The sequence below is a fragment of the Burkholderia sp. 9120 genome (assembly GCF_000745015.1).
In the GTDB taxonomy this organism is placed as follows: Bacteria; Pseudomonadota; Gammaproteobacteria; order Burkholderiales; family Burkholderiaceae; genus Paraburkholderia.
On the sequence record NZ_JQNA01000002.1, the window covers coordinates 3,584,040 to 3,610,656 of the forward strand.

General features: G+C 63.4%; 23 protein-coding genes. 11 read left to right on the top strand and 12 right to left on the bottom strand.

The annotated features are described in order from the left end of the window. The first annotated feature begins 13 nt into the window (after positions 1–13). Entirely contained in the window at positions 14–1,141 is a 1,128-nt protein-coding gene (locus tag FA94_RS24340; protein WP_035556058.1) for an ATP-binding protein, read from the top strand. 97 nt (positions 1,142–1,238) lie between these two features. Here the strand turns inward: FA94_RS24340 and FA94_RS24345 are convergent, their stop codons facing one another. Further along, positions 1,239–3,575, bottom strand: coding sequence for a patatin-like phospholipase family protein (locus FA94_RS24345; protein ID WP_081936087.1), 2,337 nt, complete (start codon positions 3,573–3,575; stop codon positions 1,239–1,241). A gap of 439 nt (positions 3,576–4,014) precedes the next feature. Between FA94_RS24345 and FA94_RS24350 the strand changes: the two genes are divergently transcribed. Both FA94_RS24350 and FA94_RS39565 read left to right on the top strand, forming a co-directional pair. After that, positions 4,015–5,010: a hypothetical protein gene (locus FA94_RS24350; protein WP_035556059.1), complete on the top strand. Its 996-nt coding sequence runs from the start codon at positions 4,015–4,017 to the stop codon at positions 5,008–5,010. 11 nt (positions 5,011–5,021) lie between these two features. After that, the gene (locus FA94_RS39565) at positions 5,022–5,504 is read left to right on the top strand and encodes a hypothetical protein (protein ID WP_063771796.1); all 483 of its coding nucleotides are present in this window, start codon (positions 5,022–5,024) and stop codon (positions 5,502–5,504) included. A 72-nt stretch (positions 5,505–5,576) separates the two neighbouring features. On the opposite strand, the gene FA94_RS24360 is transcribed toward FA94_RS39565, so the two are convergent. From FA94_RS24360 to FA94_RS24370, 3 genes are all read right to left on the bottom strand, one after another. Next, positions 5,577–5,969, bottom strand: a complete 393-nt coding sequence (locus FA94_RS24360) for a hypothetical protein (protein WP_035556061.1) — start codon at positions 5,967–5,969, stop codon at positions 5,577–5,579. Positions 5,970–6,027: 58 nt separating this feature from the next. Continuing rightward, complete coding sequence (locus tag FA94_RS24365; protein ID WP_035556062.1) at positions 6,028–7,869, bottom strand: S10 family serine carboxypeptidase-like protein; 1,842 nt, start codon at positions 7,867–7,869, stop codon at positions 6,028–6,030. Positions 7,870–8,448: 579 nt separating this feature from the next. Beyond that, positions 8,449–9,666, bottom strand: a complete 1,218-nt coding sequence (locus FA94_RS24370; RefSeq protein ID WP_035556064.1) for a sensor histidine kinase — start codon at positions 9,664–9,666, stop codon at positions 8,449–8,451. A gap of 274 nt (positions 9,667–9,940) precedes the next feature. Between FA94_RS24370 and FA94_RS24375 the strand changes: the two genes are divergently transcribed. Further along, positions 9,941–10,312 carry a response regulator gene (locus tag FA94_RS24375; RefSeq protein WP_035556066.1) on the top strand — a complete coding sequence of 124 codons (372 nt, stop codon included), beginning with the start codon at positions 9,941–9,943 and terminating at the stop codon, positions 10,310–10,312. A gap of 59 nt (positions 10,313–10,371) precedes the next feature. Here FA94_RS24375 and FA94_RS24380 read toward each other — a convergent pair whose 3' ends face one another. Then, positions 10,372–11,280, bottom strand: a complete 909-nt coding sequence (locus FA94_RS24380; protein ID WP_035556069.1) for a LysR family transcriptional regulator — start codon at positions 11,278–11,280, stop codon at positions 10,372–10,374. Between the two features lie 106 nt (positions 11,281–11,386). On the opposite strand from FA94_RS24380, the gene FA94_RS24385 reads away from it, so the two are divergent. Both FA94_RS24385 and FA94_RS24390 read left to right on the top strand, forming a co-directional pair. After that, positions 11,387–12,268: an aldo/keto reductase family oxidoreductase gene (locus FA94_RS24385; protein WP_035556071.1), complete on the top strand. Its 882-nt coding sequence runs from the start codon at positions 11,387–11,389 to the stop codon at positions 12,266–12,268. Positions 12,269–12,502: 234 nt separating this feature from the next. Further along, on the top strand, positions 12,503–13,660 hold the full coding sequence (locus FA94_RS24390) for an acyltransferase family protein (protein WP_051980714.1): 1,158 nt from the start codon (positions 12,503–12,505) through the stop codon (positions 13,658–13,660). 32 nt (positions 13,661–13,692) lie between these two features. Here FA94_RS24390 and FA94_RS24395 read toward each other — a convergent pair whose 3' ends face one another. Beyond that, positions 13,693–14,586, bottom strand: coding sequence for a LysR family transcriptional regulator (locus FA94_RS24395; protein ID WP_035556073.1), 894 nt, complete (start codon positions 14,584–14,586; stop codon positions 13,693–13,695). Between the two features lie 180 nt (positions 14,587–14,766). Here FA94_RS24395 and FA94_RS24400 point away from each other — a divergent pair, with 180 nt between their 5' ends. Then, entirely contained in the window at positions 14,767–15,093 is a 327-nt protein-coding gene (locus FA94_RS24400) for a carboxymuconolactone decarboxylase family protein (RefSeq protein ID WP_035556075.1), read from the top strand. A gap of 92 nt (positions 15,094–15,185) precedes the next feature. Further along, positions 15,186–16,190 (top strand): aldo/keto reductase, encoded by a 1,005-nt coding sequence (locus FA94_RS24405; RefSeq protein ID WP_035556077.1) that lies wholly within the window; start codon positions 15,186–15,188, stop codon positions 16,188–16,190. Between the two features lie 43 nt (positions 16,191–16,233). On the opposite strand, the gene FA94_RS24410 is transcribed toward FA94_RS24405, so the two are convergent. Next, complete coding sequence (locus FA94_RS24410; protein ID WP_081936089.1) at positions 16,234–17,142, bottom strand: LysR family transcriptional regulator; 909 nt, start codon at positions 17,140–17,142, stop codon at positions 16,234–16,236. Positions 17,143–17,212: 70 nt separating this feature from the next. Between FA94_RS24410 and FA94_RS24415 the strand changes: the two genes are divergently transcribed. Further along, positions 17,213–17,989: an NAD(P)H-dependent oxidoreductase gene (locus FA94_RS24415; protein ID WP_035556081.1), complete on the top strand. Its 777-nt coding sequence runs from the start codon at positions 17,213–17,215 to the stop codon at positions 17,987–17,989. A gap of 223 nt (positions 17,990–18,212) precedes the next feature. After that, positions 18,213–19,064, top strand: coding sequence for an alpha/beta hydrolase (locus FA94_RS24420; RefSeq protein WP_035556082.1), 852 nt, complete (start codon positions 18,213–18,215; stop codon positions 19,062–19,064). Between the two features lie 48 nt (positions 19,065–19,112). Here the strand turns inward: FA94_RS24420 and FA94_RS24425 are convergent, their stop codons facing one another. After that, the gene (locus FA94_RS24425) at positions 19,113–20,405 is read right to left on the bottom strand and encodes an aspartate carbamoyltransferase (protein ID WP_035556083.1); all 1,293 of its coding nucleotides are present in this window, start codon (positions 20,403–20,405) and stop codon (positions 19,113–19,115) included. 423 nt (positions 20,406–20,828) lie between these two features. Here FA94_RS24425 and dapA point away from each other — a divergent pair, with 423 nt between their 5' ends. Further along, positions 20,829–21,767 carry a 4-hydroxy-tetrahydrodipicolinate synthase gene (gene dapA / locus FA94_RS24430; protein ID WP_051980715.1) on the top strand — a complete coding sequence of 313 codons (939 nt, stop codon included), beginning with the start codon at positions 20,829–20,831 and terminating at the stop codon, positions 21,765–21,767. On the opposite strand, the gene FA94_RS24435 is transcribed toward dapA, so the two are convergent. The 4 genes from FA94_RS24435 to FA94_RS24450 all read right to left on the bottom strand — a co-directional run bounded on the left by FA94_RS24435 (position 21,764) and on the right by FA94_RS24450 (position 26,595). Beyond that, positions 21,764–22,570: a hypothetical protein gene (locus FA94_RS24435; RefSeq protein ID WP_035556084.1), complete on the bottom strand. Its 807-nt coding sequence runs from the start codon at positions 22,568–22,570 to the stop codon at positions 21,764–21,766. The genes dapA and FA94_RS24435 overlap by 4 nt on opposite strands. Before the next feature lie 96 nt (positions 22,571–22,666). Beyond that, positions 22,667–24,778, bottom strand: coding sequence for an EAL domain-containing protein (locus FA94_RS24440; protein WP_494471396.1), 2,112 nt, complete (start codon positions 24,776–24,778; stop codon positions 22,667–22,669). Positions 24,779–24,868: 90 nt separating this feature from the next. Continuing rightward, a complete protein-coding gene (locus FA94_RS24445) occupies positions 24,869–25,210 on the bottom strand; it encodes a DUF4148 domain-containing protein (protein WP_035556086.1) in 342 nt (113 codons plus the stop codon). A gap of 410 nt (positions 25,211–25,620) precedes the next feature. Next, complete coding sequence (locus FA94_RS24450) at positions 25,621–26,595, bottom strand: HPP family protein (protein ID WP_231585024.1); 975 nt, start codon at positions 26,593–26,595, stop codon at positions 25,621–25,623. Positions 26,596–26,617: the final 22 nt, after the last annotated feature.

Below are 26,617 nucleotides of genomic sequence, written 5' to 3' on the forward strand. Positions count from 1 at the left end.
CACAGAGAGAAAGATGCCACACCGAGCGGAGCCAAAAAAACTCAATCCCTACCGCTACTGCAAGTGGCGTTTGCTTCGTTTCCGTCGCTCATGGACCGACATTCGGGCCGATCGAATTCCGAGCTGGTCGCGTCTCTACGTACGGGTCTACACGCGTCTGCTGACACTCACCGTGCTCGTGCTGGCGTTCTCGATCACCACACTCGGGCTGGCGCTCAATAGCACGCCGTCGCTCTGGCAAACCTTGATGAATAGCCGGGTGCTGCTGCCTATCCTGATCGTTACGCTGGTGCTGCCGGCCATTACCGCCTACCGCTGGATGCGTCCCGTCTGGCTGGATCTGGTGATGGTCCGCGAACGCGCCATCGACTTCACCGGCGGCCGCTTCAACACGCGTGCGCGCGAGTCGTATAGCGTCATCATCGGTCCGCTGGCGCGCACGTTGAACGCGCTGGCCGAACGCATGGAACGTCTGATCGCCGCGCAGCGCGAACTCACCAACGGCATCTCCCACGAACTGCGCACGCCGCTGGCGCGCGTGCGTTTTGCGCTGGAGAGCCTGCGCGAACCGGCCTCCGCCGCCGAATATCACAGTGCGTTGATGAGCATCGACCAGGACGTCACGGAGCTCGACGAACTGATCGACATGAGCCTGACTTACGCGCGCCTCGAATACAGCTCGCTGCAATCGAACCTCGAAGCGACCTCGCTGGCCGCCTGGTTCGACAGTCAGATCACCGACGCGACCCTGCTCTACGCGGACAAACAGATCGTTCCGCACAAGGATATCGACGTCGCGTTGCGGGTGGTGATGGACAAGCGGCTGATGTCGTACGCCATGCGCAATCTGCTGCGCAACGCGAGCAAATACGCGCAGTCGCGCATCATGGTCGGCCTGAGCGCGCGGCACGGCAACGTGGAGATCTACGTGGAAGACGACGGCGCCGGCATACCGCCCGAGCAGCGCGAGCGCATTTTCAATGCCTTCGTGCGGCTCGATCGCCAGACCGGCGGCTATGGCCTCGGGCTCGCGATCACGCAGCAGGTGCTGCGCGCGCATCATGGCCGCATCGCCGTGACCGACCCGCAGACGCTGAGCGGGGCGCGCTTCGAAATGAGCTGGCCGGTCGGCACGGTGTGAGCTCCACGGCGCTGGCCGGAAAAGTGAACCCGGCCGGTACGACACGAACGCCGTGCAGGCGCGGCCACGCTCGACACGTCAGTACTTCAAGACGTCATCAATACGTGTGGCCGAGCTGGAAATAGAAGTTGCTGCGGCCACCCGGCGCGAACGCGACGCCCAGATAGATCGGTCCGAACGAACTGGTCAGCGCGGTGAAAAACGTCACGCTGCGTTTCAGCGATCCGCTGCCGAAATCGGAGTCGCGATTCCACACGTTGCCGGCTTCGACGCTCAATCCCGCGAACAGGCCGCGAATCGGCGACGCATTGAAGGTGGCGAGCTGGTTCATGTACGTGACCTGCGCGTACGCCATCGAGTTGCCGGATAGCTGGTCGGCAGCGTAGGCGGACAAATGCTGGAAGCCGCCCAACGTGAAGCCGAACGGATTGGTCAGATTGGTGCCGCCGAAATCGTTGCCCGCCTCGATACTCGCGTTGATGCTGTGGCGCCCATAGCTCGCCGCGACGATGGTCTTGGCGTACACCTCGGTGAAACTGTTGTCGCCCGCGAACAGCGAGCGCTCGGCGCGCAATTCGCCGAAATAGCCCTTGCGCGCGAACAGCGGATCGTCGAGCTGATCGATCACGAGGCGCGCGCGTACGCTGAGCTGCCGGCCGTAGATGTCGGGGAACAGCAGCGGCGAATTGGACGCGCTGTCGTCGAGCGGCAGATTGTATTCAGGTGTGGCGTAGCCGTGCGCGTACGCGATGCCGACCCGGAAGTCGCCCAGACGCGCGAGCGGCAGGCCGAGGTCGAGGCCCGCGCGCTCGGTCTGCAAGCGGTATTGCGTGACCTTGACGTTGCCCGGGTCGTCGTAGATGTTTGCGTAGCGGCGTTGAAACTCCACATACGGCGCGACGTAGTAGCCGAACGAACTCGACAGCGGCTGGCGCAGCTCCGCATGAAAGTTGAGCAGATCGCTGCCGAGGGTGCTGTCCACGCGTCCTTCGAGCCCGGACTCCGTCAGCCACGGACGGCGATAACCCAGATGCAGCCGGAAGCCGCCTTCGTCCGTCGAACTGCTCGACAGGCCGAGCCCGAACAGCAGGAAATTCGGTCCCCACATTTTCTCGTGCGCGTTGACCACGAGCTTGTGCTGATCGCCGTCGTCGACGAGTTGCTGGCTCACGCTGTCGAAGTCGCCGGCGGTGGTGAGCGAGAGCAGGTCCTTGTTGAGCGCGACGGGATCGTAGACGTCGCCGGGTTTGACGTGCAGCGCGTTGCGAATGCGTGACTGCGGCACCGCGCCGTGCGAGTCGATCTCGATCTGTGTGATCCGCACCGGGTGCACGACCGGCGTGCCATGGTGCGCGCGCCACGCGGCGTAATCGGCCGGCGACAGCGCGAGGTGCTGGAGTTGCGGCAGCATCGCGCGCGTGGCGGCGGCGCCCGCCGCGATCGCCTGGCTCGCGTTGGCGAAATCGGTGAAGCTCAGCGACCCCAGCGCCGGCTGGATCAATACGTCTTCAGGTTGCAACTGCTCGCGTTGTCGCGCGACGTTCTGGTGAATCAGAATGCCGATCATCTGCTGCATCACGTCGGCGGGCGACGCCAGTGCGTCGAGCGACCGCAGCGGCGAGCCGATGTCGACCGCGATCACCACATTGGCGCCCATGTCGCGCGCCGTTTCGATCGGCAGATTACTGACGATGCCGCCGTCCACCAGCGTGCGTCCGTCGATATCGGCGGGGGCGAACAGACCGGGCAGCGCCATGCTGGCGCGAATCGCCTGCGGCAGCGAACCATGGTCGAGCACGACTTTTTCGCCGGTGCGCAGGTCGGTGGCGATCGCGCGATAGGGGATCGGCAGGCGGTCGAACGAGACATTGCCCGGCACCGCCGAGGTCCAGTCCTGCAACAGCGCCTGCAGCCGGTTGCCCTGCACGAGCCCGACCGGCAGCCGGAAACCGTTCGCGCCGTAGCCGAGCGCGAGGCTGTTCACATACAGCCGCTCGTCTTCACGACGCGATTGCGGAAGATCGGCGCGGTCGGTGACGTCGAACGCGATATCCGCGAGGTTGACGCCCGCGAGGCGGTTTTGCATGTCCTGCGCGGTCATCCCGCTCGCGTAGAGACCGCCGACGACCGAGCCCATGCTGGTCGCGGCAATGCAATCCACCGGAATGCGATTTTCTTCCAGCACTTTCAGAACGCCGAGGTGTGCGTAGCCGCGCGCGCCGCCGCCGGACAGCACGAGTCCGACGGACTGCCGGCCCGGCGGACCGGCTTCGGCCTGGCAGGCGGAGTCGGCGGCCAGCGCGCGCTGGCTGAAAGCGGCGATCCCACACGCCAGCAACACGGCGGCGGTGCAGCGTAAATGAAGAGCGATAGGCCGGTGACGCGTGTCAGGCGCTGCTTGTCGTCGTCGGTGGCTGGCCAACACTCGGTTCATCTATTTCGGGATGGAGAGAAAACCGAGAGATTACATGGTTTTGCATCGGTAAAAACAGGGTATTTCGTGTAAGCGGGCGTTTACGGAAAAACGTAAGGGTCGCGCAGTCGATGCCGGCCGTGGCGACTCTCGATCTGCGCGCATAGCGCTCACGCCGTGTGGCTTGCATGGCGTTGCAGGGCGTTGCGATGCCGGGCGGCGCGGCTATCGGCGGGTACGCTCCATACGCTCCCGCGACCGCTCATCGCGCTGCGGCGATCTATGTCGGGATATGTCACGGCCTCGGCAAAATGCCCGCAAACCCTTGTCGCACGGGCTTCCTCCGTGGTGAAACAGGGCGACATATGTTCGTTGCTGATTAACCCGGGCCATCCTTCTATAGTCCGTTCGTCGCCACGCCGAAGTGACCGCAGTGGCCCGAATCCCAGAAGGACATACCGTGAAAATCCGTTCATTTGCCACGCCGGCCACTCCGGCCAACGCCGCCTGCGTTGTCTCAGCCACACCGCTTTCCTCCACTCGCCATGCGCTGCGCAAGCTCGTGCTCAGCGCCACCGTCGCCGTGCTCGCGTTAGGTAGCGCGTCGGCGTTCGCGTGGTCGCAGCATGGCACCGCGTACACCTCGCGCGGCACGTATAACGGCGCGCGTTACGGCTCGTGCGGCGGCGGCAGTTGCTCGCATGCGGGCGGCGTCGTCGGTCCTTATGGCGGTCTGGCCACCAACACCGGCACGGTGACGCGCAACGCGCCGGGGCAATTCTCGAACTCGGGCACCGCGACCGGACGCTACGGCAACTCCGTCCAGCATGCCGGCGACACCAATTGCGCCGGCGGCACCTGCGCGCATACCGGTTCCCTGACCGGGCCGGACGGTAAAACCGCCACCACGTCCGGCTCGGTGACGAAGACCGCGCCGGGGCAGTATTCGTCGTCGGGCTCGGTCACGGGGGCGAACGGCAACACGGTCGACCATTCGGCGTCGACCAATTGCGCCGGCGCGACGTGTTCGCGTTCTGGCACGGTGACCGGTGCGGACGGTGGCACGGTTAATCACGCCGGCACGGCCACGCGGGTCGCGCCGGGCGTCGTGACGACTTCGACGAGCGTGACCGGCACGCATGGCAATACGGTGACGTCGAGTGGGGCCGTGGTCGCGACGGGCGGGGTTGTCACGACGGGCGCGGTCGTTACGACGGGCGGCGCGACGGTGGTGGTTGCGCCCAAGCCGGTGGTGGTCGCGCCGCCGGTGGTTTATGTGCCGCCGCCTCCGGTGGTTTATGCGCCGCCGCCGCCGGTCGTCTACGTGCCGCCGCCCCCGCCGCGGGCGGTTTATGTCGCGCCGCGTGTCGTGTATGTCGCGCCAGCGCCGCGCCCAGTCGTGTGGGTGCCGGGGCACTGGATCGGTAATGTCTGGGTGCCGGCGCACTGGTCGTGAGGAGGCCGGTCATGCGAGTCAGAATCTTCACAAGGATGCTGTCATGCCGCGATCGGACGATGGGCGAGCGGCGTGCGGTTTCGCAGTCGCCCGTCGCGGTTCATGGGGCCCAAGCGATCCGCTCAACTCATGCGACTCATGCGGCCCACGCAGCCCAAGCAACCCACACGATCCGCTCCTGCCGCAAAGCAGCTGTATTAGCAACGATCGTCGTCGCCGCGAGCCTTGCGCTCGCCACGAGCCGCTACGTGGCAGCCCATGTCGATACCTCCCGCGAGCAGCGGGAAATACAAACCTCGCAGGATTGTTCGGCACGCTACGCCGCATTGCTCGATCTTGCCGAACTCGCCAGGCGTGACGGCAAATCGTCCGAGGTCGTGGTGCGCGGCCTGAGCGACCGCGCGGGCGCGATGAGCGCGTGTCTGCCGACCGTCCACGCCGCTCAGCCAGCCCGTCGCGCCGACGCCACAAAGAAAAGCGCTCCCGATTCCTGAGGGAACCCGGAGCGCTTGCAGAACAGCTACTGCTACTTTTCTACTTCTACTGCCAGATACCAAGCCCCTGGCTTAACGTCCCTGCTGCTGCAGATACTGCTTCACATCGCTCAGCGTCACGCTGCCTTTATGCCCGCTGTCGATCTGATCGAAGTGCTTGGCCACAAAACCCAGCCCTTGGGTTTGCGCCTGCGTCTTCGTGACCGCCGCGCCATTGCTCAGTGCCGAGTTGGCCCCGAGGCGCGCTTCAAGCCGTTGCTGGGCCTGTTGCTGCAGCGCGGTCCCGGTCGACGGCGCGACCGGCGCCGCCCGATTCTGCGGAAAGAACGGACCGTCGACGCCAAGCGCGCCGCTCGGCGGCGTCGCGGGCGCCACCGCTTGGGGCGGTAACGCATGCGCACTGCCGATCAAACCGGCGATCGCGAGCAACGGGGAGAGACGTCGCAACTGAGTGAAAAGAGACATGATGACTCACCTGAATTGAGTAATAGGGTATCGCGAACCGCGCATCTCGTCCGGCCGCTCAAGGCGACGGCAGTTGCGTGGAAGCGTTGGCGGTAGCGGTCGGCTCGCTGGCGGGACTTTCGTCGCGCCACGGGGCCGGCAGCGTCCACAGCGCGAGCGCGTCAGGCAACGGCGTGCCGCGGTAGAAGCGCACCAGATCGCGCTTCATCGCCGGACGGGCGGTGTCGTCCAGATAAATCATGTGGCCGCCCGGGAAGAAGTTGACCTGCAAGTCCGGATTGATGCCGGGCACCGTCTGCAGTCGCGCCAACTGTTTCTCGGTATTGAAGAACGGCGTCGCCAGATCGTGGAAGCCGTTTTCCGACAACACCTTCAGCTTCGGATTGAGCGTTAGCGCGCCGAGCAGATCGGGGATCGTGTCGGGCATCGCCTGGCCGTCGTGCGAGAAATTCCACACCTGGATGATGGCGTCGTTCAGCGGCATATACGTCGCGTTCGGCGCCGTGTAGCCGAGGTAGTCCGGCATCTGGGTCGCCAGCGCGTTGGTGAACGGCTGCGAGATCAGAATGTCGGACGGGTCGCCGTCGCTTGCCAGACGCGGATCCGAGTTCGGCAACGACACGCGTCCGTCATACCGGCCGATCGTCGTGCCGGGCAGCAGGCTCGTCGAGAAGCCATTGACGTTGAAGTAGCCTTGCAGCGCCTGCATCGTCAAACCGGACGGAATGGTCCACGCTTGCAGCGTCTTGTCGTTCGGCAACACGGGCTTGCCGAGCGCGTTCGGTGCGCCGAGCTGACTCAGCACCCACGACTGCGAGTAGCGTCTGAGCTTGCTGTACTCGGCGGTCACGAACAGACTGGTTTGCAGCGCGTAAAGGCCCTGGTTGACCGGCGCCGGCGACACCTGGTTGTAGTACGACGCAACCGCTGCGTAGCCCGGAAAATAGCCCGCCAGCGTATCCGTATCCAGCGCGAGCGCGCTGGTCGAATTGGTGATGGCGACGGCTTCGATCGCATCCGCGAAATAATTGAGAATCGCGGACTGCAACACGATGCCGGTCAGATGCACGCCCGACGATTCCAGCGCGAGCGCCAGCATGTCGGTACGCGGCGTCCCATACGATTCGCCGTACAGATAGATCGGCGAACTGCTGCGATTGTTGACCGTCAGATAGCGCTGAATGAAGTCGCGCATGATGTCGACGTCGGCGTCGGTCGTCCAGTACTTCTGGTTCGTATTCGGCAACACCGCTTCGGAGAGGCCGGTGCCCGGCGGGTCGATGAAGACCATGTCCGTGGTGTCGATCAGGCTGTCCTTGTTATCGACCAGCGGGTAGTTCGGCCAGTTGCCGAACACCGGATCGGGCGTGGACACGCGCGTCGGCGCGAACGAGCCGAGCCGCAACCAGATCGACGACGAACCCGGGCCGCCGTTGTAGACGAACGTGACCGGGCGCGGTGCACCGTTGGTGCTCGGCGCGGTGTAGGCCACGTAGGACATCGAGGCTTCGGGGTTGCCGTTCGCGTCGGCGGCGGTCAGGTGGCCGGTGGTCGTCGTGTAGTTGACCGGCGCTTTGCCCTGGGTCCACTGGTAATGCATGACCGCGGCTTTTTCCGACACCTGCGAGGGCGTGAGACCGTCCGTGGCGTTCAACGAATAGGCGACCGGATCGATATAGGTCTGATTGGCGGTCGACGCTTGCGACTGCGCGGCGGCCTTGGCATTGAGCTGCTGACTTGCGGGGGTTTGCTGCATGCTTACCGCCGCGCCGTTCGACGAACTGCCGTCGCCGCCGCCGCAGCCGCCGAGAAGTGTGATTGCAACCGCTAAAGTCCCTATGGCCGGCAGCTTGCGCTGGCGTAGAGGGGAGTTGCCTCTAAGACGCTCGTGTCGTTTCATCTCATTCCTTGGTGGATGGGTTCAGCTACCGTTTCACAAAGGTCTCTTCGCGGATGAATGTGCATTGAATTGGAATTATTTTTAATGCATCGCCGACGTGTAATAGTGAACAACGACAGACTCGAACAGCAACACGCGTCAATACCCACGGGCATTAAAAAATGCCCATGCTTATTGAATAAAAATGACTAACACTCTGAATGGGATAAGCCGGTTCTTTTCGGGAATTTTTTCCGTGAGTTCCGTTTGGTAAGAATTCGTAATATCAGCGGCAGAAGAAAAATAGGCGACGCGCTAGGGCCTTGTCAAGCATTTAGCGAAATTACGTAATTCGAATATCGGCGGCTTGAATTTAAAGGCGGGTAGGGTTTAGGCGAGGTGAATGACTGCGCGGGTTTGTTTATTACGGCTGTAAATATAATCGTTTGCTAAATGTAATTGTTAATTGACGCATTGCGTCAAATCGCATTCCATAAAAATCGTTCCGGGAATGGGATTGAATACGTAAGCGGGAATCGGCACAAAACCCAGTAACGCATAAAGCCGTTGTGCATCATTGCTTCGATTGCGCTCTACGCTTTATTGCGGTTCCTCGAGCACCAGCGGAAAGCGGATGTTGAACGTGGTGCCCACCCCTTCGCGCGATACGAAATCGATCTGCCCATCGAGCACGCGGCACAGCTCCTTGACGATCGCGAGGCCGAGACCCGTGCCGGGAATATCGTCGCCCGCGGCGCGTTCGAATTCGTCGAACACGCGGTCCGCATCCGCGGGCGCAATGCCTTCGCCGGTATCCGATACGCGGATCGACCAGTGGTCCGCATCGGCCATTGCGAAACCGAATTCGATTTCGCCGGACTTCGTGTACTTGGTCGCGTTGGACAGCAGATTCACCGCGATCTGTTTCAGCTTGAGCCGATTGGACGTGATCGCGGGCAACGCCGGATCGAAGGCCGTGCGCAGCTTCAGTGCTTTGGCTTCGATCAAAGGGCGCGACGCGGCGTCGAGTTCGTCGAAGAGCTCGCGCAGTTCGACGGTTTCGAGCGTGAGCGGCGCACCGTCGCCGAGCACGACCGAATACTCGACCATCTGATCGACCAGTTGCTTCATGTCGGCGGCTTGCCGGTTCGCCAGTGTCAACGCGGTCTCGGCTTTGGCGGGGGCGCGCGCGATCAATTGCAGCGCGATGGAAAACGCGTTCAGAAAGTTGCGCAGATCGTGAACCACGCTGCGGGTGATCTGCATCCGCGACTCGTACAGATCGCCCACGAGCCGCTGTTTCAGCGTGAGTTCGTGGTTGGCGCGTTCGAGCCTGCCGGTGTATTCGTCGATCTTGCGGTCGCGTTCGCTGACCACCTGCTTGATTGACGTGAGCGTGACCACGCTGAGCGCCTCGGCGATCAGACGCCGCGCGCGGCGTTCGTGGCGGCGCGTGAACGCGCTGTCGCGTTCGGCGAATTCGTCCAGCGCGTCGGCGAGCACCTGATGAAACAGATCGAGTTCGCGCACCAGTTCTTCGATCCGGTAACCCTGGCGCCAGCGGACCATGCCGTGCTTTCTCGCGTCGCTTTCAATGCTCGACTCGACGAGTTCGAGGTCTTCGATGTCGAGCGCGGTGCAGAGTCCGTCGAGAATGTCCGGCAGATGGTCGGCCAGTTGCTGGTAAGTGAGCTTGTCGGCTTCGACGAGTTCGACGTCGCCGAATACGGCTTTCATCCATTGCTCGGTGAAGCGGGTTCGTTCGGTGCGAACGAAGTCGGCGAAATTGCGCAGCGGGCTAACGAGGGTTTCGGCCATGGCACGTTTCAGGATGAAGTTTCTACAACCTACAAAGGCTCGAACCACTCCAGACGCGCCGAACCGGAAACCGGCGCCCGCGCTCCGCGAGAAAACACGCTGTTGGCTGGAGTGAATGAGAAGCTTGGCCGGCGGGCACCGTGCTTTCCGAACACGCCGAAAGCCTGCTGCCGCGGCCAATAATCCGCCTCATTATCACCGCAATTGCGGATCGTGGAACAGCCCTTGCGTGACGGTGGATAGATGATAAAGATGTTCAAACCGGCGACCCCTGATGCATTCAATCCTGTTGGTGGACGACGAGCCGGAAATTCTGGCGGCGTGGCGCCTGATTCTTGAAAACGAAGGTTACGAAGTCGGTTGCGCGAGCAACGGAGTCGAGGCGGTCGCGCGCGTGGCATTGCGGATGCCCGACACGCCCGATCTGATCATTACCGACTGGATGATGCCGCTGATGGACGGCGCGGAACTCTGCCGCCGTCTGCGCGCAATGCCGGAACTCGCCAACGTGCCGATTCTCGTCCACACGGCTGTGCCGCCGTCCTCCGACGGCCGCGACAAACATTGGGACGCGTGCCTGAGAAAGCCGGTCGGCGCGGATCTGTTTTTGACCACCGTGGCGCAGCTTTGCAAGCAGCGGCATTGAAGGAACGGGCCTTGCGGTGGGAGCGGCGGCTTGCCGTTTGCCGCATCGCCCAAGTCTGTTCACGACCATTCACTCCCGTGACCCGCCTTCACAAAATCGACGAACACGCGTAGCGGCGCGGGCACATGCCGGTGCCCCGGATAGTAGAGAAACGGCCCCGAAAAGCTCGGCCACCACGACTCCAGAATCGGCTCCAACGCACCGCTGTCAAGCTGCGGACGCAGCCAGTCTTCGAACAGATGGATCACGCCCACGCCGGCGACCGCTGCGCTGATCGCCAGATCGAGCGCCGCGCCCGGACGCACGAGCAGCGGCCCAGTCGGATTCAACTGAAGCGCTTCGCCGTCGCGCTCGAAATGCCACATCGGAATCGCGCCGCCGGCGAATTGGCCGCGCAGGCACGCATGCGCGAGCAACTCGCGCGGGTGCTCGGGGCGGCCGTGCTCGTCGAGATAAGCGGGCGCCGCGGCGGTCGCGAAGCGCTGCACGCGCGGCCCGATCGGCACGGCGATCATGTCCTGTTCGAGCCGCTCGTCGTAACGAATGCCCGCGTCGCAACCAATCGACAGCAGGTCGACGAACCCGTCCTCCACCACGACCTCGACGCGAATGTCGGGATACGCCTTGAGGAAGGGCACGATCACCGTGGGCAGCGTAATGCGCGCGGCGCTGGACGGCACGTTCAGCTTGAGCGTGCCGGTCGGCTTGTCGCGAAAGCCGTTCAGCACGTCGAGCGCGGCTTCCATTTCGGTGAACAGCGGCGTCAGCTTTTCGATCAGGCGCAGACCGGCTTCGGTCGGCGCCACGCTGCGCGTGGTGCGGTTGAGCAGGCGCAAGCCGAGTTTCGCTTCGAGACGCCGCACGGCAATGCTGAGACTCGACGCGGACACGCCGCCGATGCGCGCCGCGTCGCGAAAGCCGCCGGCCCGCGCGACGGAAACGAAAGCGGAAAGATCATTTAATTCCATGGTGGCTGTGCATATTTTTGAACAACCCGTGCACGTTATGCCTATTTATTTGACAACACAACCCGGTGATACTGCGGCTTAACCCCACCCATTCAAGGAGCGCACCATGTCCGACCTCAAGACCACCGACACTTTCCCGCTAGCCGGACGTCCCGTGCGGCGGATGGGCTACGGCGCGATGCAACTGGCCGGTCCCGGCGTATTCGGGCCGCCGAAGGATCGCGAGGCGGCCGTCGCGGTGCTGCGCGAGGCGCTGGCAGCGGGCGTCAATCACATCGATACGAGCGATTTTTACGGGCCGCACGTCACCAACCAGATCATTCGCGAAGCGCTGCATCCTTATCCGGACGATCTGGTGATCGTCAGCAAGCTCGGCGCGGTGCGCGACGACAAGGGCGGCTGGTTGCCGGCGATGGAGCCGCAAGCGATCGAACGCGGTCTGCACGACAACCTGCGCAATCTCGGGCTCGACGCAATGGAGATCGTCAACCTGCGCATCATGGGCAGCATTCATGCGCCCTCCGAAGGCTCGATCGAGAAAGAGGTCACGGCGCTGGCCGAACTGAAACAGCGTGGCCTGGTTCGCCATATCGGTTTGAGCAACGTGACGTCGGCGCAGATTGCCGAGGCGCAGCGCATTACGGAAGTGGTCTGCGTGCAGAACCACTACAACCTGGTGCATCGCCACGACGACGCCCTGATCGACGAACTGGCGGCGCAGGGTATCGCGTATGTGCCGTTTTTCCCGCTGGGCGGCTTTACGCCGATTCAGTCGTCGGCGCTGTCGGACCTCGCGAGTACTTTGGGCGCGACGCCGATGCAGGTCGCGCTGGCCTGGCTGTTGCAGCGCGCGCCGAACATTCTGCTGATTCCCGGCACGTCGAGCCTTCAGCATTTGCGCGAGAACCTGCAGGCCGCGCATTTGACGCTGAGCGATGAGGTTCGCGCCGAACTCGACGCGATCGGCCGCGCGAACGGCGCAGCGTAAGCTTAGGCATCAAGGCGCGGCGGAGAACAGCCTCCGCCACGCCTCACGTGGTTCTCACCGCACCCGCACCCACTTCGAATCGCATCGAGCTCCTGGCACACGCACCACGCCCGCTAGCCGCATCGCGCCAATCGCCCGCTCACACCCGCCATTGCGGCGGTCGACCCGACCCCATGCGCATTCCTGCGATTCTGGAATGGTAGATTGGTCCGCGCTTAATCGGGGGCAAACTCTATGGCGGTGGGCTCAAACCAGTCGGGCGGTGGGTTTCCCGCGTTGACCAGTATCCGGTTCATTGCCGCTTTCGCGGTCGTCATCTCTCACTTCTCGGAACGCGACCTGCTGCCATTGCCGGCTGCGTTGTTCAATTTCATCGACGGCGGCCGCTCGGCCGTGTCGCTGTTCTTCGTGCTGTCCGGTTTCATTCTGACCTTCACGTATCGCGACAAACTGGCCCACGGCGGCGTGCGCTCGTTTTACGAGGCACGGGTCGCGCGCATTTATCCGATGATCCTGCTCGGCCTGCTGATGTGCGTGCCGGTTGTGATCTACCTCGTGCTGAATGACAATCCGCAACTCATGCTGGAGTGGTACGCGCTGAAGGGCGCGATCTATCCGGCGCTGCTCGTCAGTCTGATCGCGCAGTTGCTGTTGCTCAACGGCTGGCTGCCGTTTTCGGCCATCAATCAGCCATGGAACGGACCCTCGGATAGCGTCTCCTGCGAGGCGTTCTTCTATCTTCTGTTTCCGTTTCTATTGCGCCGAATGACGACGATGAGCGCCGCGCGAATCGGTTTGATCGCCGTCGCGATGTGGCTCGTGACCGGTGCGTGGATAGCGTTGTTGCAAAACTTCGTACCGCTGTCGCGCAGCGCCGCGATGATTTACGCGATGCCGGTCACGCGGCTCGCCGAGTTCGTGATGGGTATCGCGGTGGCGATCTACTATCTGCGTCTCAGAGCGAGCGGCAGGTCGCAGCATGGTAAAGGTATCGTGCTGATCGGCGTGGCGTTGAGCGCGATCTTCATACTCAGCGTGTGGCGGCCGATCTGGCCGGCCTACTATCTGGAGTCGCCGTTTTACGCGGCGTTGATACTGGGACTCGCGTTGCTGGAGCGACCCGTGTTGGGCCTGTTGAGCTGGCGGCCGCTGGTGCGATTGGGGGAGGCGAGTTATTCGTTGTACCTCACGCATTTGCCGCTTGCGCTCTGGTCGGTGATGCTGGGTTTCGGGCCGTCGAACGGCTGGATCATGATTCCCGTGAGCGTGCTGATCAGTCTGCTGTGCTTCCGCTTCTATGAAGAGCCGATGCGTCGGAAGATCAAGACGCGCTTTGCCAGTCAGAAGACCGCTCGACTGCCCGCGGCGGAGTCGGGGCAGACGGCGGTTTAAGCGCGGCGTGGTCACGTCTCACGCTAAACAGCCTAAGGCCGGTAGCGCAACGCGTCGATCAATACCGCGAGCGCGCGCGACGACTGCCGGCGGCTCGGGTAGTACAGGTGATAACCGGGGAACGTCGGACACCAGTCCTTCAGCACCGCTTTCAGCCGCCCCTCGGCGACATGCGGCCGCGCCAGTTCCTCGGGTACGTACGCAAGACCGCAGCCCGTCAACGCCGCGTTGAACATCTGCTGCGTGCCGTTGCACGTCATTTGTCCTTCGACGCGCACCTTCAGTTCGTGCCCGGCCTTTTCGAATTCCCACGCGTACAAACCGCCATAGGTCGGCAGCCGCAAGTTGATGCAGTTGTGCCCGGTCAGATCCTGCGGCGTCTTCGGCCGCGCGCGCTTTGCGAAGTAGGCGGGCGCGCCGACCACCGCCATGCGCATGTCCGGCGCAATGCGAACCGCGATCATGTCTTTGGCCACCTGGTCGCCTAGACGGATACCCACGTCGTAACGTTGCGCGACGATATCGGTCAGCCCGAAATCCACCACCAGTTCGATCTTGATGTCGGGATAGTCGGGCAGCAGTTGCGCGAGCTTCGGTTGAAGAATCGTGTTCGCCGCGTGTTCGTCCGTCGTGACGCGGATCGTGCCGGCCGGTTTGTCGCGCAATTCGCCCAGCGCCGCGAGTTCCTCGTCGATTTCGTCGAAGCGCGGCCCCACCGCGGTCAGCAAGCGCTCGCCGGCCGGCGTGGGCGACACGCTGCGCGTCGTGCGGGTGAGCAGGCGCAGACCGAGCCGCGTTTCGAGGCCGCGGATCGTGTGGCTCAGCGCCGATTGCGATACGCCCAGTTTCGCCGCCGCTTTGGTGAAGCTGCGTTCGCGGGCGACCGCGATAAAAGCCAGCAGGTCGTTCAGATTGTCGCGTGCCATTCATGAATCTCACTCATGGGTGTTTGCCGATTCTACCGTCTAGTCGCGAGCCGCCGCAGCGCTTAAATTGAAGGTCTGATGCAACCGGATCGACGTGAGGCGCGGCTTGCCCCACGCATCGATGCCGATGCTGCTTCTTAACCGAACCGAACCGCACCAAATCGAACTGGAGAATCTTGCATGGCGAACGAACCCAACACCGCGCACAAAGCGTTCGGCGATATCGCACCCGCGCTGGCGGACTACACCGACAAGGTGCTGTTCGGCGAGGTCTGGCAACGGCCGGGGCTGTCGCCGCGCGATCGCAGTCTCGTCACCGTGGCCGGCCTGGTGGCGATGTATCGCAGCAACGAACTGCCGTTTCATCTCGGCAAGGCGCTCGACAACGGCGTGTCGCGCGACGAGCTGATCGAGTTGATCACGCACCTCGCGTTCTATTCGGGTTGGCCGACCGCCAGCACGGCGCTCGGCATCGCGCGACAGGTTTTCGCGAGCCGCGACGCTTGATCATCTGATCGCCCGATCGCCGCTCGGGCGCGTCGCTTCACAGCGTATCGAGCCATGCAGGCGCCAGGCATGGCGTGACAGGAGAGCAAGGAATGGATTACCGGTATCTGGGCCGCAGCGCCCTCAAGGTTTCGCCGTTATGTCTCGGCGCGATGATGTTCGGCGGCGAGACCGACGAAGCGACGTCGACGCGCATCATCGACAAGGCCTACGATCAGGGCGTCAATTTCATCGACACCGCGGACGTGTATCACGCGGGACGCTCGGAAGAAATCGTCGGACGGGCTATCGCGCCGCATCGCGATAACTGGGTGGTCGCCACCAAGTTCGGCTATCCGGGCGGGCAAGGTCCGAACGAACAGGGGCAGTCGCGCAAGTGGATCATGCAGTCCGTCGACGCGAGCCTGAAACGGCTCGGCACCGACTACATCGATATTCTGTACTTTCACCGCGCGCTGACCGATGCGCCGATGGAAGAGGCCGTGCGCGCGATCGGCGATCTGATCCGTCAGGGCAAGATCCGCTACTTCGGCGTGTCGAATTTCCGTGGCTGGCGTATTGCCGAAATCGTGCGACTCGCTGATCAGCTCGGCATCGACCGACCGGTCGCGAGCGAGCCGTTGTACAACCTCGTGGACCGTACCGCGGAAGTCGAGCAACTGCCCGCCGCGCATCACTACGGTCTGGGCGTCGTGCCGTACAGCCCGCTCGCGCGCGGCGTGCTCAGCGGCAAATACGCGGTGGATACGCCGCCGCCGGCCGACTCGCGCGCGGGCCGCGGCGACAAGCGGATTCAGCAGACCGAGTGGCGTCCCGAGTCGTTGCACATCGCGCGGACTATCGCCGATCACGCGAAGCAACGTGGCACGACCTCGATCGCGTTCGCGCTTGCGTGGGTGCTGAAGAACCAGATGGTCAGCAGCACGATCGCCGGTCCGCGTACCGAAGCGCACTGGGATGGCTACATGGAAGCCCTGAAACTGCAACTCGGCCCCGACGACGAGGCACTCGTGAATAGCCTCGTACCGCCTGGCCATGCGTCGACGCCGGGTTATACGGACCCCGGCTATCCGATCGAAGGGCGGCGCGTTGCGTGACCGTGTCTCATGACCGTGTGAGGCGCCTGCGAAAACCGGCGCCTCACACCGAAGCCGCGATCGTGTCCCGTAGCCACCGATGCGCGGGATCGCGATGCACGCGCTCATGCCACAGCATCGCCATCTCGTAGCCCGGCACCTCGACGGGCGGTTCGACCATTCGCAGCGCGCTGTTTTCGCGCACCAGCCGCGCCGGCACCATGCCGACCAGATCGGTGCTCGCGAGCGCCGACACCATGAACAGAAAATGCGGCACGGACAGCACCACGCGGCGCGTGAGGCCGATCTTCGCGAGCGATTCATCCGTGACGCCGAAGAATCCGCCGCCGTCCGGCGACACGATCACCTGCTCCAGTTTGCAGAACTGCGCGAGCGTCGGCCGGCGCTTCAGACGCGGGTGGCCGGCGCGGCCCACCAGCACGTAGCGCTCGGCGAACAGCACGCGACGGCGCAAACCGTCGGGCGCGCCTTCGCTGGTATGGAAGCCCAGATCGATTTCGCCCTGTTCCGCCAGGCGCATCAGCCGCGGCGGCACTGCTTCGACGACCGCCAGACGCGTGCCCGGCGCGGCCGCTCTCAACGTGGCCAACGTGGGGAGGATGATGGTCGATTCGGCGTAGTCGGTGGCGGCGATTCGCCAACTGTGAGTGGCTTCGGCCGGATCGAACGGACTCGCCGGCGCGACCGCGCGTTCGAGTGCTTCGAGCGCCTCGCGCAACGGTTCGCGCAACGCTTCGGCCCGGGCAGTGGGACGCATGCCGCGCGGTCCCGGCAGCAACAGCGGGTCGCCGAACAGATCGCGCAATTTCGCGAGATGCACGCTGACCGACGGCTGCGAGAAGTTCAAACGTTCGGCCGCGCGCGTCACGTTGTGCTCGGACAGCAGCACGTCGAGCGTGACCAGCAGGTTCAGATCCAGCCTTCTAAGATTAACCACAGCAATACCTAATATATTGGGAATTCATTTCCAATATACCGGAGCGGAATCTATCGTGGTTTCTTTTAGCCACGAAGGCACGATCATGAACGTTCTAATTGTCTACGCCCACCCGGAACCCAAATCGTTGAATGGGTCGCTGAAGGACTTTTCAGTCAAACGTCTCGAAGACGCGGGGCACACCGTACAGGTCTCCGATCTCTATGCGATGAACTGGAAAGCGCCGCTCGACGCGCACGACAGCGTCGAGCGCCAGGCCGGCGAGCGCTTCGATCCGTCGCGCGAGTCGAAGCATGCGTATGCCAATGGATTGCAGAGCAAAGATATCGAACGCGAGCAGGAGAAGCTGAAGTGGGCGGATGCCGTGATCCTGCAGTTTCCGCTCTGGTGGTTCTCCATGCCGGCCATTCTCAAAGGCTGGGTGGAGCGCGTTTATGCGTACGGTTTCGCGTATGGCGTCGGTGAGCATTCCGACGTGCGCTGGGGCGAACGCTATGGCGAGGGCATGTTCGCCGGCAAACGCGCGATGCTGGTCGTCAGCACCGGCGGATGGGAGTCGCACTACAGTTCGCGCGGCATCAACGGTCCGATGAACGAGTTGTTGTTTCCGATTCAGCACGGCATTCTGTATTACCCCGGTTTCGACGTGTTGCCGCCGTTCGTGATTCATCGGACGAGCCGTGTCGACGCAGCGAAATATGCGGAGGTGAGCGACGCGCTCGGTCAACGCCTGGACGCGCTGTGGACCACCACGCCGATTCCGTTCCGGCCGCAGAACGACGGCGCCTATACGATTCCGGATCTCACGTTGCGGGCGGACATTGCGCCGGATCGGGTTGGGTTTGCGGCGCACGTCGAATAAGGCGCCGTAGTGCGATGCAGCATGGAACCGCTGTCAACGCCCCAAGCTGACGAGGCCGTAGGGTTGGCTGAAATATGGTTGTAAGTCCTCCTTGCTAGAGTCGGCGACAGAATTTTGCCGCCGGATGCCTGACGTGTTCGTCGAACACCTCAGGCCACTTCGTTGCATGGGATCGGAGTCAGCGCTAGAGCGCTAGCGCCGGTCGACACGAGAGCGACAAACCATGATTCAAGCGCGTACGTTCTGGCTCATTCTGATGCTGCTCGTCACGGCCCCCGCATGGGCGTTTCAGTCGAGGGTCGTGACCATTCCGAGCGCCGCCATGCACAAGTCGCTCGAAGCGACAGTGGTGCTGCCCGATCAATACCGGCGCGGCAAAGCGGCCGACCGTTTCCCCGTTGTCTATCTGCTGCACGGCTCGGGCGGCGACTACACCGACTGGACCAGCAATTCCCACATCGGCAAACTCGCCGACCGCTACCACGTGATTCTCGTGATGCCCGACGGCGGCCACGAGAGCTGGTATATCGACAGTCCGGTCGATCCGCGCAGCCGTTACGAAACCTATGTAGGCACCGAAGTAGTCGGCTATATCGACGCTCATTTCCGCACCATCGCAACACGCCAGGCGCGTGCGATTACCGGCTTGAGCATGGGCGGTTTCGGCGCCTTGCATATCGCGTTGGACCGGCCGGACGAATTCGGCGCGGCGGGCAGTATCAGCGGCGCGGTGGATCCGCGCGGCTGCGAAGACGAGCCCGGCATCGACGATGTGTTCGGCGATCCCACCCGGCATGCGGACTTCTGGAACAACGAGGCGATCGTCGCGAACGCGCGGACCTTCGGCAACGCGCATATCGCGCTGACGATCGATTGCGGCGTGAACGACTCGCTCGTGCAATCGAACCGCATGCTGCACGCGCGGCTCGTCGAACTCGGCGTGCCGCACGATTATGCCGAGCGGCCCGGCGGCCATACGTGGACTTATTGGGCCAATGCGGTGCAGTACCAGGTGCTGTTCTTCTCCGGCACGTTCAAACGGAACGGAAGCGCCGCGGGCAGCGCTGCGGCCTGATGTCGAACGGTTGCGGCGCCCGCATCGCGCAGGCGCCGCGCCCGCATCTCAATCGATGCCGTGAAACACCGCGTCGTCCGGACCGAGATAAACCGGCGGCCGCCACGCGGCGTCGCGCATGGAATGCTGGACCAGTTTTTCGACACCCAGCAGCACCGCGAAAATCGCCATCCGCACCGGAATGCCGTTGTCGGTCTGGCGGAAAATCGCCAGCCGCGAATCGTGATTCAAATCCACGCTCAGATCGTTCGCGCCCGGCCGGCTGTCGCGCGGCAGCGGATGCATGATCAGCGTATCGGGGCCGCACACGCTGTCCATTAGCGCCTGGTTGATCTGGAAGTCGGGTGTGTAGCCTTCGAACGATTCGTCGGTGAAGCGCTCTTTCTGAATCCGCGTGGCGTACACCACGTCGGCGCCTTGGAGCCCGGTGCGCAGGTCGCTGGTCTGTTCGATCACGTGGCCGTTGCGTGAAATCTGCTCGATGATGTAGCTCGGCATTTCCAGCATGGGCGGCGAGATCAGCGTGAACTTGATGCCGCGGTACAGCGCCAGCAGCTTCACCAGCGAGTGCACCGTCCGCCCGTATTTCAGGTCGCCGACCAACGCGATATGGGCGCCGTCGACGATCTTGCCCAGCCGCGAAAACTCGCGCTGAATCGTGTAGAGGTCGAGCAGCGCCTGGCTCGGGTGTTCGCCGGGACCGTCGCCGCCGTTGATCACCGGCACGTTGGTGGCGCGCGCGAATTCGGCCACCGAACCTTGCTCCGGGTGACGGATCACCAGTGCGTCCACGTAGCCGCTCATCACGCGGCTGGTGTCGTAGATCGACTCGCCCTTTGCCATCGACGAAAACGTGAAACCCGTGGTGTCGCACACCGAACCGCCCAGCCGGCAGAAGGCCGCGCCGAAGCTCACGCGGGTCCGCGTGCTGGCTTCGAAGAACAGATTGCCGAGCACCGCGCCTTCCAGCACGCGCGAGATTTTGCGGCGCCGCGCGATGGGTTGCATGATGTCGGCCACTCGAAACAGCGCCTCCACCGAATCGCGCGAGAACTGATCCACCGACAGCAACTGCGCCTTGCCCTCGAACAGCATCTGACTGGCGAGCGACTGCGAATCTACGCTTTGCGTATATTTATCGCCCGGTTCGCCGTGCACCACGATTTCCGACACGAAACGCTCGACGATCTCCGGCATGGCGCGCGATTCCTGCGAGTCGTCCGGCAGCAGCCACGTGTCCAGCGCCCGTTTCGACACACCGATACGGCTGGCGAAGGTATCACGGGTCATGTTCAGACGACGCATCGCGTCGCGGAGGAAGGCTTGCTGCGGGACGCTCATGAGGGCACCTGTCGGGGAAAGGGAGGGCGTGGCGGATGTACGCGGTGCGTATATTAGTTTCCCTGCCGCAGAAGTCAAGCAATTTTGCGATGGGTTTTGCCAAGCCGCGCCGGAGGCGGTTACACTGCGCTTCATGCATGCCGCCCTCACGCTCCGCCCCTGTTCGTCGACCGTCGCCCGTCTCGCTTTCGCGAGCGTCGTCGGTGCACGTGCGCGTCGCTTGAGCCGTCGGGCGGTTCGCGCGTTGGGCCGTATTCCGGCCGTTAGCGCCAAAGCCAAAAAACAGCCGCTCATCTGACCGGAGCACGCTGTTCCGTCGTCAGATGTGCGACGGAACAGCGGTCAAGCCACCCCGGCATCTCCCTGTTTTTCCTCCTTCGCACCGCTGCACGGAATCGATACGGTCGTCATCGAGGTAAAGACATGTCTATTTTTTCGGGTATCTGGGTTCCGCTGATCACACCGTTTGCCGACGGCGCGGTCGATCACGCCGCGTTGCGCGCGCTGGTGCGCCGTTATGCCGAAGCCGGCGTCGCCGGGTTGTGCGCGCTCGGCACGACCGGCGAACCGGCCACGCTCGACGCCGCGGAACAGGACGCCGTGCTGGCGACGATTCTCGACGAGGCGCAAGCGTACGCGCATGCCCACGCCCATGCTGCCGCGCAGCGTCGACCGCTCCCTGTGCTGGTCGGTGTATCGGGCAACCACACCGCCAGCATGCTCGAGCGCATCGAGCAACTGAACCTGCTGCCTATCGCCGGTGTGCTGATGGCCGCGCCGTATTACATCCGGCCGTCGCAGGCGGGCATCGTCGGGCATTTCACCGCGTTGGCCGACGCGAGCGAAAAGCCGGTCGTGCTGTACGACATTCCCTATCGCACCGGCGTGCGGCTCGAACTGGACACGCTGCTGACGCTCGCCGCGCATCCGCGGATTCAGGCCGTGAAGGATTGCGCGGGGTCGCTCGATACCACGCTCACGCTGATTCGCGACGGCCGCCTGCAGGTGCTCACCGGTGAAGACATGCAGATCTTCAACACCTTGTGTCTGGGCGGCAGCGGGGCGATCGCGGCGTCCGCGCATGTGCGCCCGGAGCGCTTCGTCGCGCTGTACGAGGCTCTGGCGGCGGGCCGTCTTGCAGAAGGCCGGCGGATGTTTCACGCGCTCGCGCCGCTGATCCAGGCGCTGTTCGTCGAACCGAATCCGGCGCCGGTGAAGGCGCTACTGGCCGCACAGGGATGGATCCGCGACGAACTACGCATGCCGATGACGCGCGCCGGCGCCGCGCTGGCCGAGCGGCTCAGGGCGCTGGACGCGGAACTGGAAGTGGAAGTGGAATGGGACGTGAAACTGGCGGTTTAAATCGTCCCCGGCAGCGACTGCCGTTGCGTCGATCCGTCATGACCCAGCGCCTCGCCGCGGGCGCTGTGCAATTCACGTTCGACGCGCGCCAGCCGCGCGTGGGCGAGGCGGTCGATGGCGCCGCGGTCGAGCGTGGCAAGCATGTCGCGCTCGACCACCAGCAGTTTGAACGCCAGCACGATCAGTCCCGACGCCAGCAGCAGATCACCCGCGAACACCACCGCGTATAACGCCGACGTGGTTTGCGGATTGCCGAGCAGCAACGACAGGTTGGCGCGATCGAGCAGCACGAGCGTGAGCGGCACGATCGCGTTGAGCATCGCGATCACGCTGCCGATCACCACGATCAGCCGCGCCGGCCCGAGTTCCGGGCGACGGCGGCGGCACACCTCATACAGCGTCGCGGCGCGGCAGGGCAGGAAAAACAGCGTGAGCAGCAAGGCGCGTAGCACCAGCGGCGCCTTGAACTGCAACGCGCTGCCGTACAGCACGCAGAACAGCGCCGAAATGGCGAGCCCGGTGCGCCAGAACGCGGCGCTGCCGAACAGGTCGCGCGTGCCGGCCCAGATCAGCAGCCGGCTCTGCAGCGCGAGCGTTGCGGTGGCGACCAGCAGCAGATCGCTACGCCACGTGAGATGCAACGCGAAACACGCCGACGACGCGGCGAGCAGATAGAAACCGATGGCCCAGAAGCGGAACGCGCCGACCCGCGTGAACATACGTGACAGGGCGGTCGTGATGAGCGCGCAGCACAGGAACGTGATCAACCACAGCGAGGTGAACGTCGCTACATCGAATTTCATGAAATCTCCAGCACCTGAGTTGCTTATTGTTCTTCATTCGTGGAACGACGGTTTGTTACTGGCCGCGACGCAACGTATTTCAGAAGAGTGACAGGCTCATGCGGCCACCATGCGGTTCTTGAGCAGATCGCCGAAGTCGTCGGCGCTGAGCGGTTTGCCGAGCAGGAAGCCTTGCATCTCGTCGCACATCATTGCCTTGAGCATGTCCAGTTGCGATTCGGTTTCGACGCCTTCGGCCACCACGTCCATTTCCAGCGAGTGCGCGAGCGCGATGATCGCCGACACGATCGCGCTGCCTTCCGGGCCGTGTTCGTCGAGCCCGTTCGTGAAGAAGCGATCGATCTTCAACTGCTTGACGCGAAAGCGCTGCAGATAGGCGAGGCTGGAATAGCCGGTGCCGAAATCGTCGATCGCGATCTCGAAGCCGCTCGCCTGGAATTCACGGATCATTTCGATGGTTTTGGGCGCGTCCTGCATGGCCACCGTTTCGGTGATCTCGAACATGATCTGCTCGCAGGCCACGCCTTCGGCCTCGACGATCTCGAGCATGCTGGCCACCAGATTCGGCTGCATCAACTGGCGCGGCGACAGGTTGATCGCCACCTTCATTGACGGCAGGCCTTGCGCGACCCACACGCCAATCTGCCGGCAAGCCTCGCGCACGACCCAGTAGCCGATCTGCACGATCTGGCCCGAGCGCTCGGCGATCGGAATGAATTCGAGCGGCGCCAGCGAGCCGAGTTGCGGATGAGTCAGACGGATCAGCGCTTCGGCGCCGACCAGCGCGTCGCTGCCGCCGTGAAACTTCGGCTGGAAGTGCAGCGAGAAATGGCCGGCGGCGAGCGCGTCGTGCAACGCGTTCTGGATTTGCAGCGTGCGCGTGACGGCTTCGTTCATGCTCTGTTCGAAGAAGCGATAGGTGCTGCGGCCCGCGCGCTTGGCCTCGTACATGGCCGCGTCCGCGTGCTTGAGCAGTTCGTCGACGGTGTCGCCGTCGTACGGATAAAGCGCAATGCCGATGCTCGGCATCACCTGCAGCGGTTGCGAGTCGCCCCAGGCGCCGTTGCGCATCCGTTCGAGCACGCCTTCGGCGAGCGTGCCGGCGTCTGCGCGCGAACTCAGGTTCTCGGACAGCACCACGAATTCATCGCCGCCCAGTCGGGCCACGGTGTCGCTCGAACGCACGCATTGCAGCAGGCGCTGCGCGAAAGCGGTCAGCACCTGGTCGCCGGCCGAGTGGCCGAGCGAATCGTTGATGGTCTTGAAACCGTCGAGGTCCATGAACAGGATCGCGAACACCGTGCGCTGCCGGCGCGAGTTCAGAATCGCGCGCTCGATGCGCTCCGTTAGCGTGCTGCGGTTCGGCAGGCCGGTCAGCGTGTCGATGGTGGCGAGCCGCACGATCTGGCCGTTCAGATTCGATACCGCGCCGACCAGGTAGGTGGTGCGCGCGTCGAAACGCGACAGGATCAGCGTGACGATCAGAATCGCAAAGGTAAGCAGAATCACCGAACTGGCAAGCCACGGCGCGTTCAAGCCGTTGGCCGCGCCGCACACGGCGCCCAGCGGAATCTCGGCGGCGGCCATGCCGGCGTAATGCATGCCGCTGATCGCGACGGCCATTACGAGCGCCGCGCCCAGACGTTTGAGCACCACGTGGCCGGCGTTTTCGTTGCTGAGCGCACGCGCTATCCATAGCGCGGCGGTCGAGGCGCCGACCGCGATCGCAAGCGAGCCCGTGAACCAGGCCGGCTGGTAGTCGATGCCCGGTGACATCCGCATGGCAGCCATGCCGGTGTAATGCATGCCCGCGATGCCGCAGCCCATCAGCACGCCGCCAGCCAGCAGGCGGGGCGCGGTGAGCCGTTCGAGGGTGGTGACGTAGAGCGCCAGATACGACGCGCCGATCGCCAGCCCGAGCGAACACGCGGTGGTGGCCAGATCGTAGCCGAGCGGAATGGGCAGCGAGAACGCGAGCATGGCGACGAAGTGCATCGACCAGACGCCGACGCCAAGTGCCGCGGCGCCGCCCAGGCGCCACGCATGCCGCAGACGTGCCGACGCCAGCAGGAAGATGCGGCCGGTCAGATCGAGCGCCGTGTACGACGCCAATGTCGCGACGACGAACGAGATACCGACCAGCCAAAAATTGTATGAGCTCTGCATGTTAAGTCCAACCGCTGCGAAGGAAGCGGCTGAACTTGTTATCGACAGATCGTGGCGTTTATTTAATTGATTTTCAATATGTTAGGCATTGGTTGCGCCAATCTCGCCGATGCGCTCGGGTTGCCCGGCGTCTCAGCTTCCGAAATACGGCATGCAGTAGCTGTTCGGACCCACGCAATTGTTGTTCATCGCATGGCTTGAACGCCGTCCGGATTCGGTGCGAGTCGTCGAACCGCCTACGCTGCTTGTCGCGACCATCGCGACCTCGGCGCTGACTTTAGCTTCGGCCGCCTGGATATCTTTGGGATACGCCTGGTCTTCACCGGTGGACGGCGAATAGCCGGCCTTTTCTATCTGAACCAGCTCGGCGCGAACTTCGGCGCGGGTGAGCGGGGCGCTGGTTTGCTGGGCGAAGCCGCACAACGGGATGACGAGAAAGCTAGTCGCAACGACGAGGGAAGCGAGGGATTTCATGGCAACTCCTTTGAACGCCGGGTGGCGAATGAATGTAGGAAAGACCGACGCGATCAACGCTTGCCGCCGGGTGGGTTGTCGGCCAAGCGATGCACGAATGTCGAGCCGGTCGGATACGAACGAAGCGCATGAACAGCGCTTTCGCAATCCAGCTTGTCCGCGTTCGTATTCGACCGTGCTGTAAGAAGCTTAGGGGCGGCGACCTGTCCAGGCCATTCTGCGAACGTGTAGCGCGGCACGATCCTTCGATGGGGTCACCCATACCAACGTGGAGGTAGGCGCTTGTCGGCCAGCATGACGAGACACGTATTGCCGGCCGTGCGTGGCAGCAACCCCATACCTTCGTTCAGGGGACGCTGTCCCGTCGAAGAGGACAGGCCTCAGTCGTCATGATGTGATTTGAAAAATGTCTACGTGGAGGTGCCTGCCGACGCGCCCTGACGTCTGGCTCCCGACGTTTTCTCGAAGAGCAGGAAGCTCGCTGTCAAAAACGTGCTGCCGATGCCGACCGCGAGCGGGAAATGCCAGTCGGCACGCGTCATGACTCGCGGAAGGAGGCCAATGGCCAGTGCGGGGATCGCATGCAGGCGAGTCGCGCGCAGCATGACGACGCCGAACAGCATGGTCAAGACCGTTGAGGTAACGCCTGGACCAAAGGTCGCCAACGCGGCGACGCCGGCCGCCGCCGCGAGCGTGCATACCGCGGGCAACAGCACCGGTCGCTGGGCCCAGGGACAAACGTCGGCATGCGCGAACATTTCGAAGGCAATCACGACGAGTGGCGGGAAAAATACCATTCTCAGTCCGGTCGCCATCGAAAGCAGATACGCGGCGCCGAGAAACACGACATAGAACGGCACCCACCTGAACTGTCCGGGCAGCGATTCGATTTCGTCGTCGACCCGATCGGCGGTGCTTGGCGCGGCGTGCGCGGCTCCTTTATCGAAGAACCTCCGGTACGCCGAGGACAGGATGGCAAGCGCACCCGTGCCAAGCAGAATCGCAAGCGGATACAGCCAGCTTTTCTCGCCGAGCGAGAGTGCGAGAACGCAGGCCGAGATGGCTGGCGCAATGGGCGAGCGCGTTAGCTTGAGAACGACGATCGCCCCGACGATGCAGATCGCCATGGATACAGCGGAATACGGCAGATAGCGCGTGACGAACACGCCCAGCACGGCGGTAAGGGCTGGAGAGAGCGCGAGCATCCAGGGCGCACGAGCCCAGGTGCCGCGCGGCCGCAGGAATACGTCGTAGGACAGTGCAGCTAATTCGGGAAAAAGCAGCAACGCCATGCCGGTCGCCGAGGCGGCGCCGGCGATCCCGCCCATGAAGCAGAGCGAGATAAGCACGGCAGACATGATGCGGCGAGATTCGGGAGTTCTCATGTAACAGACCTATGTTGTACGG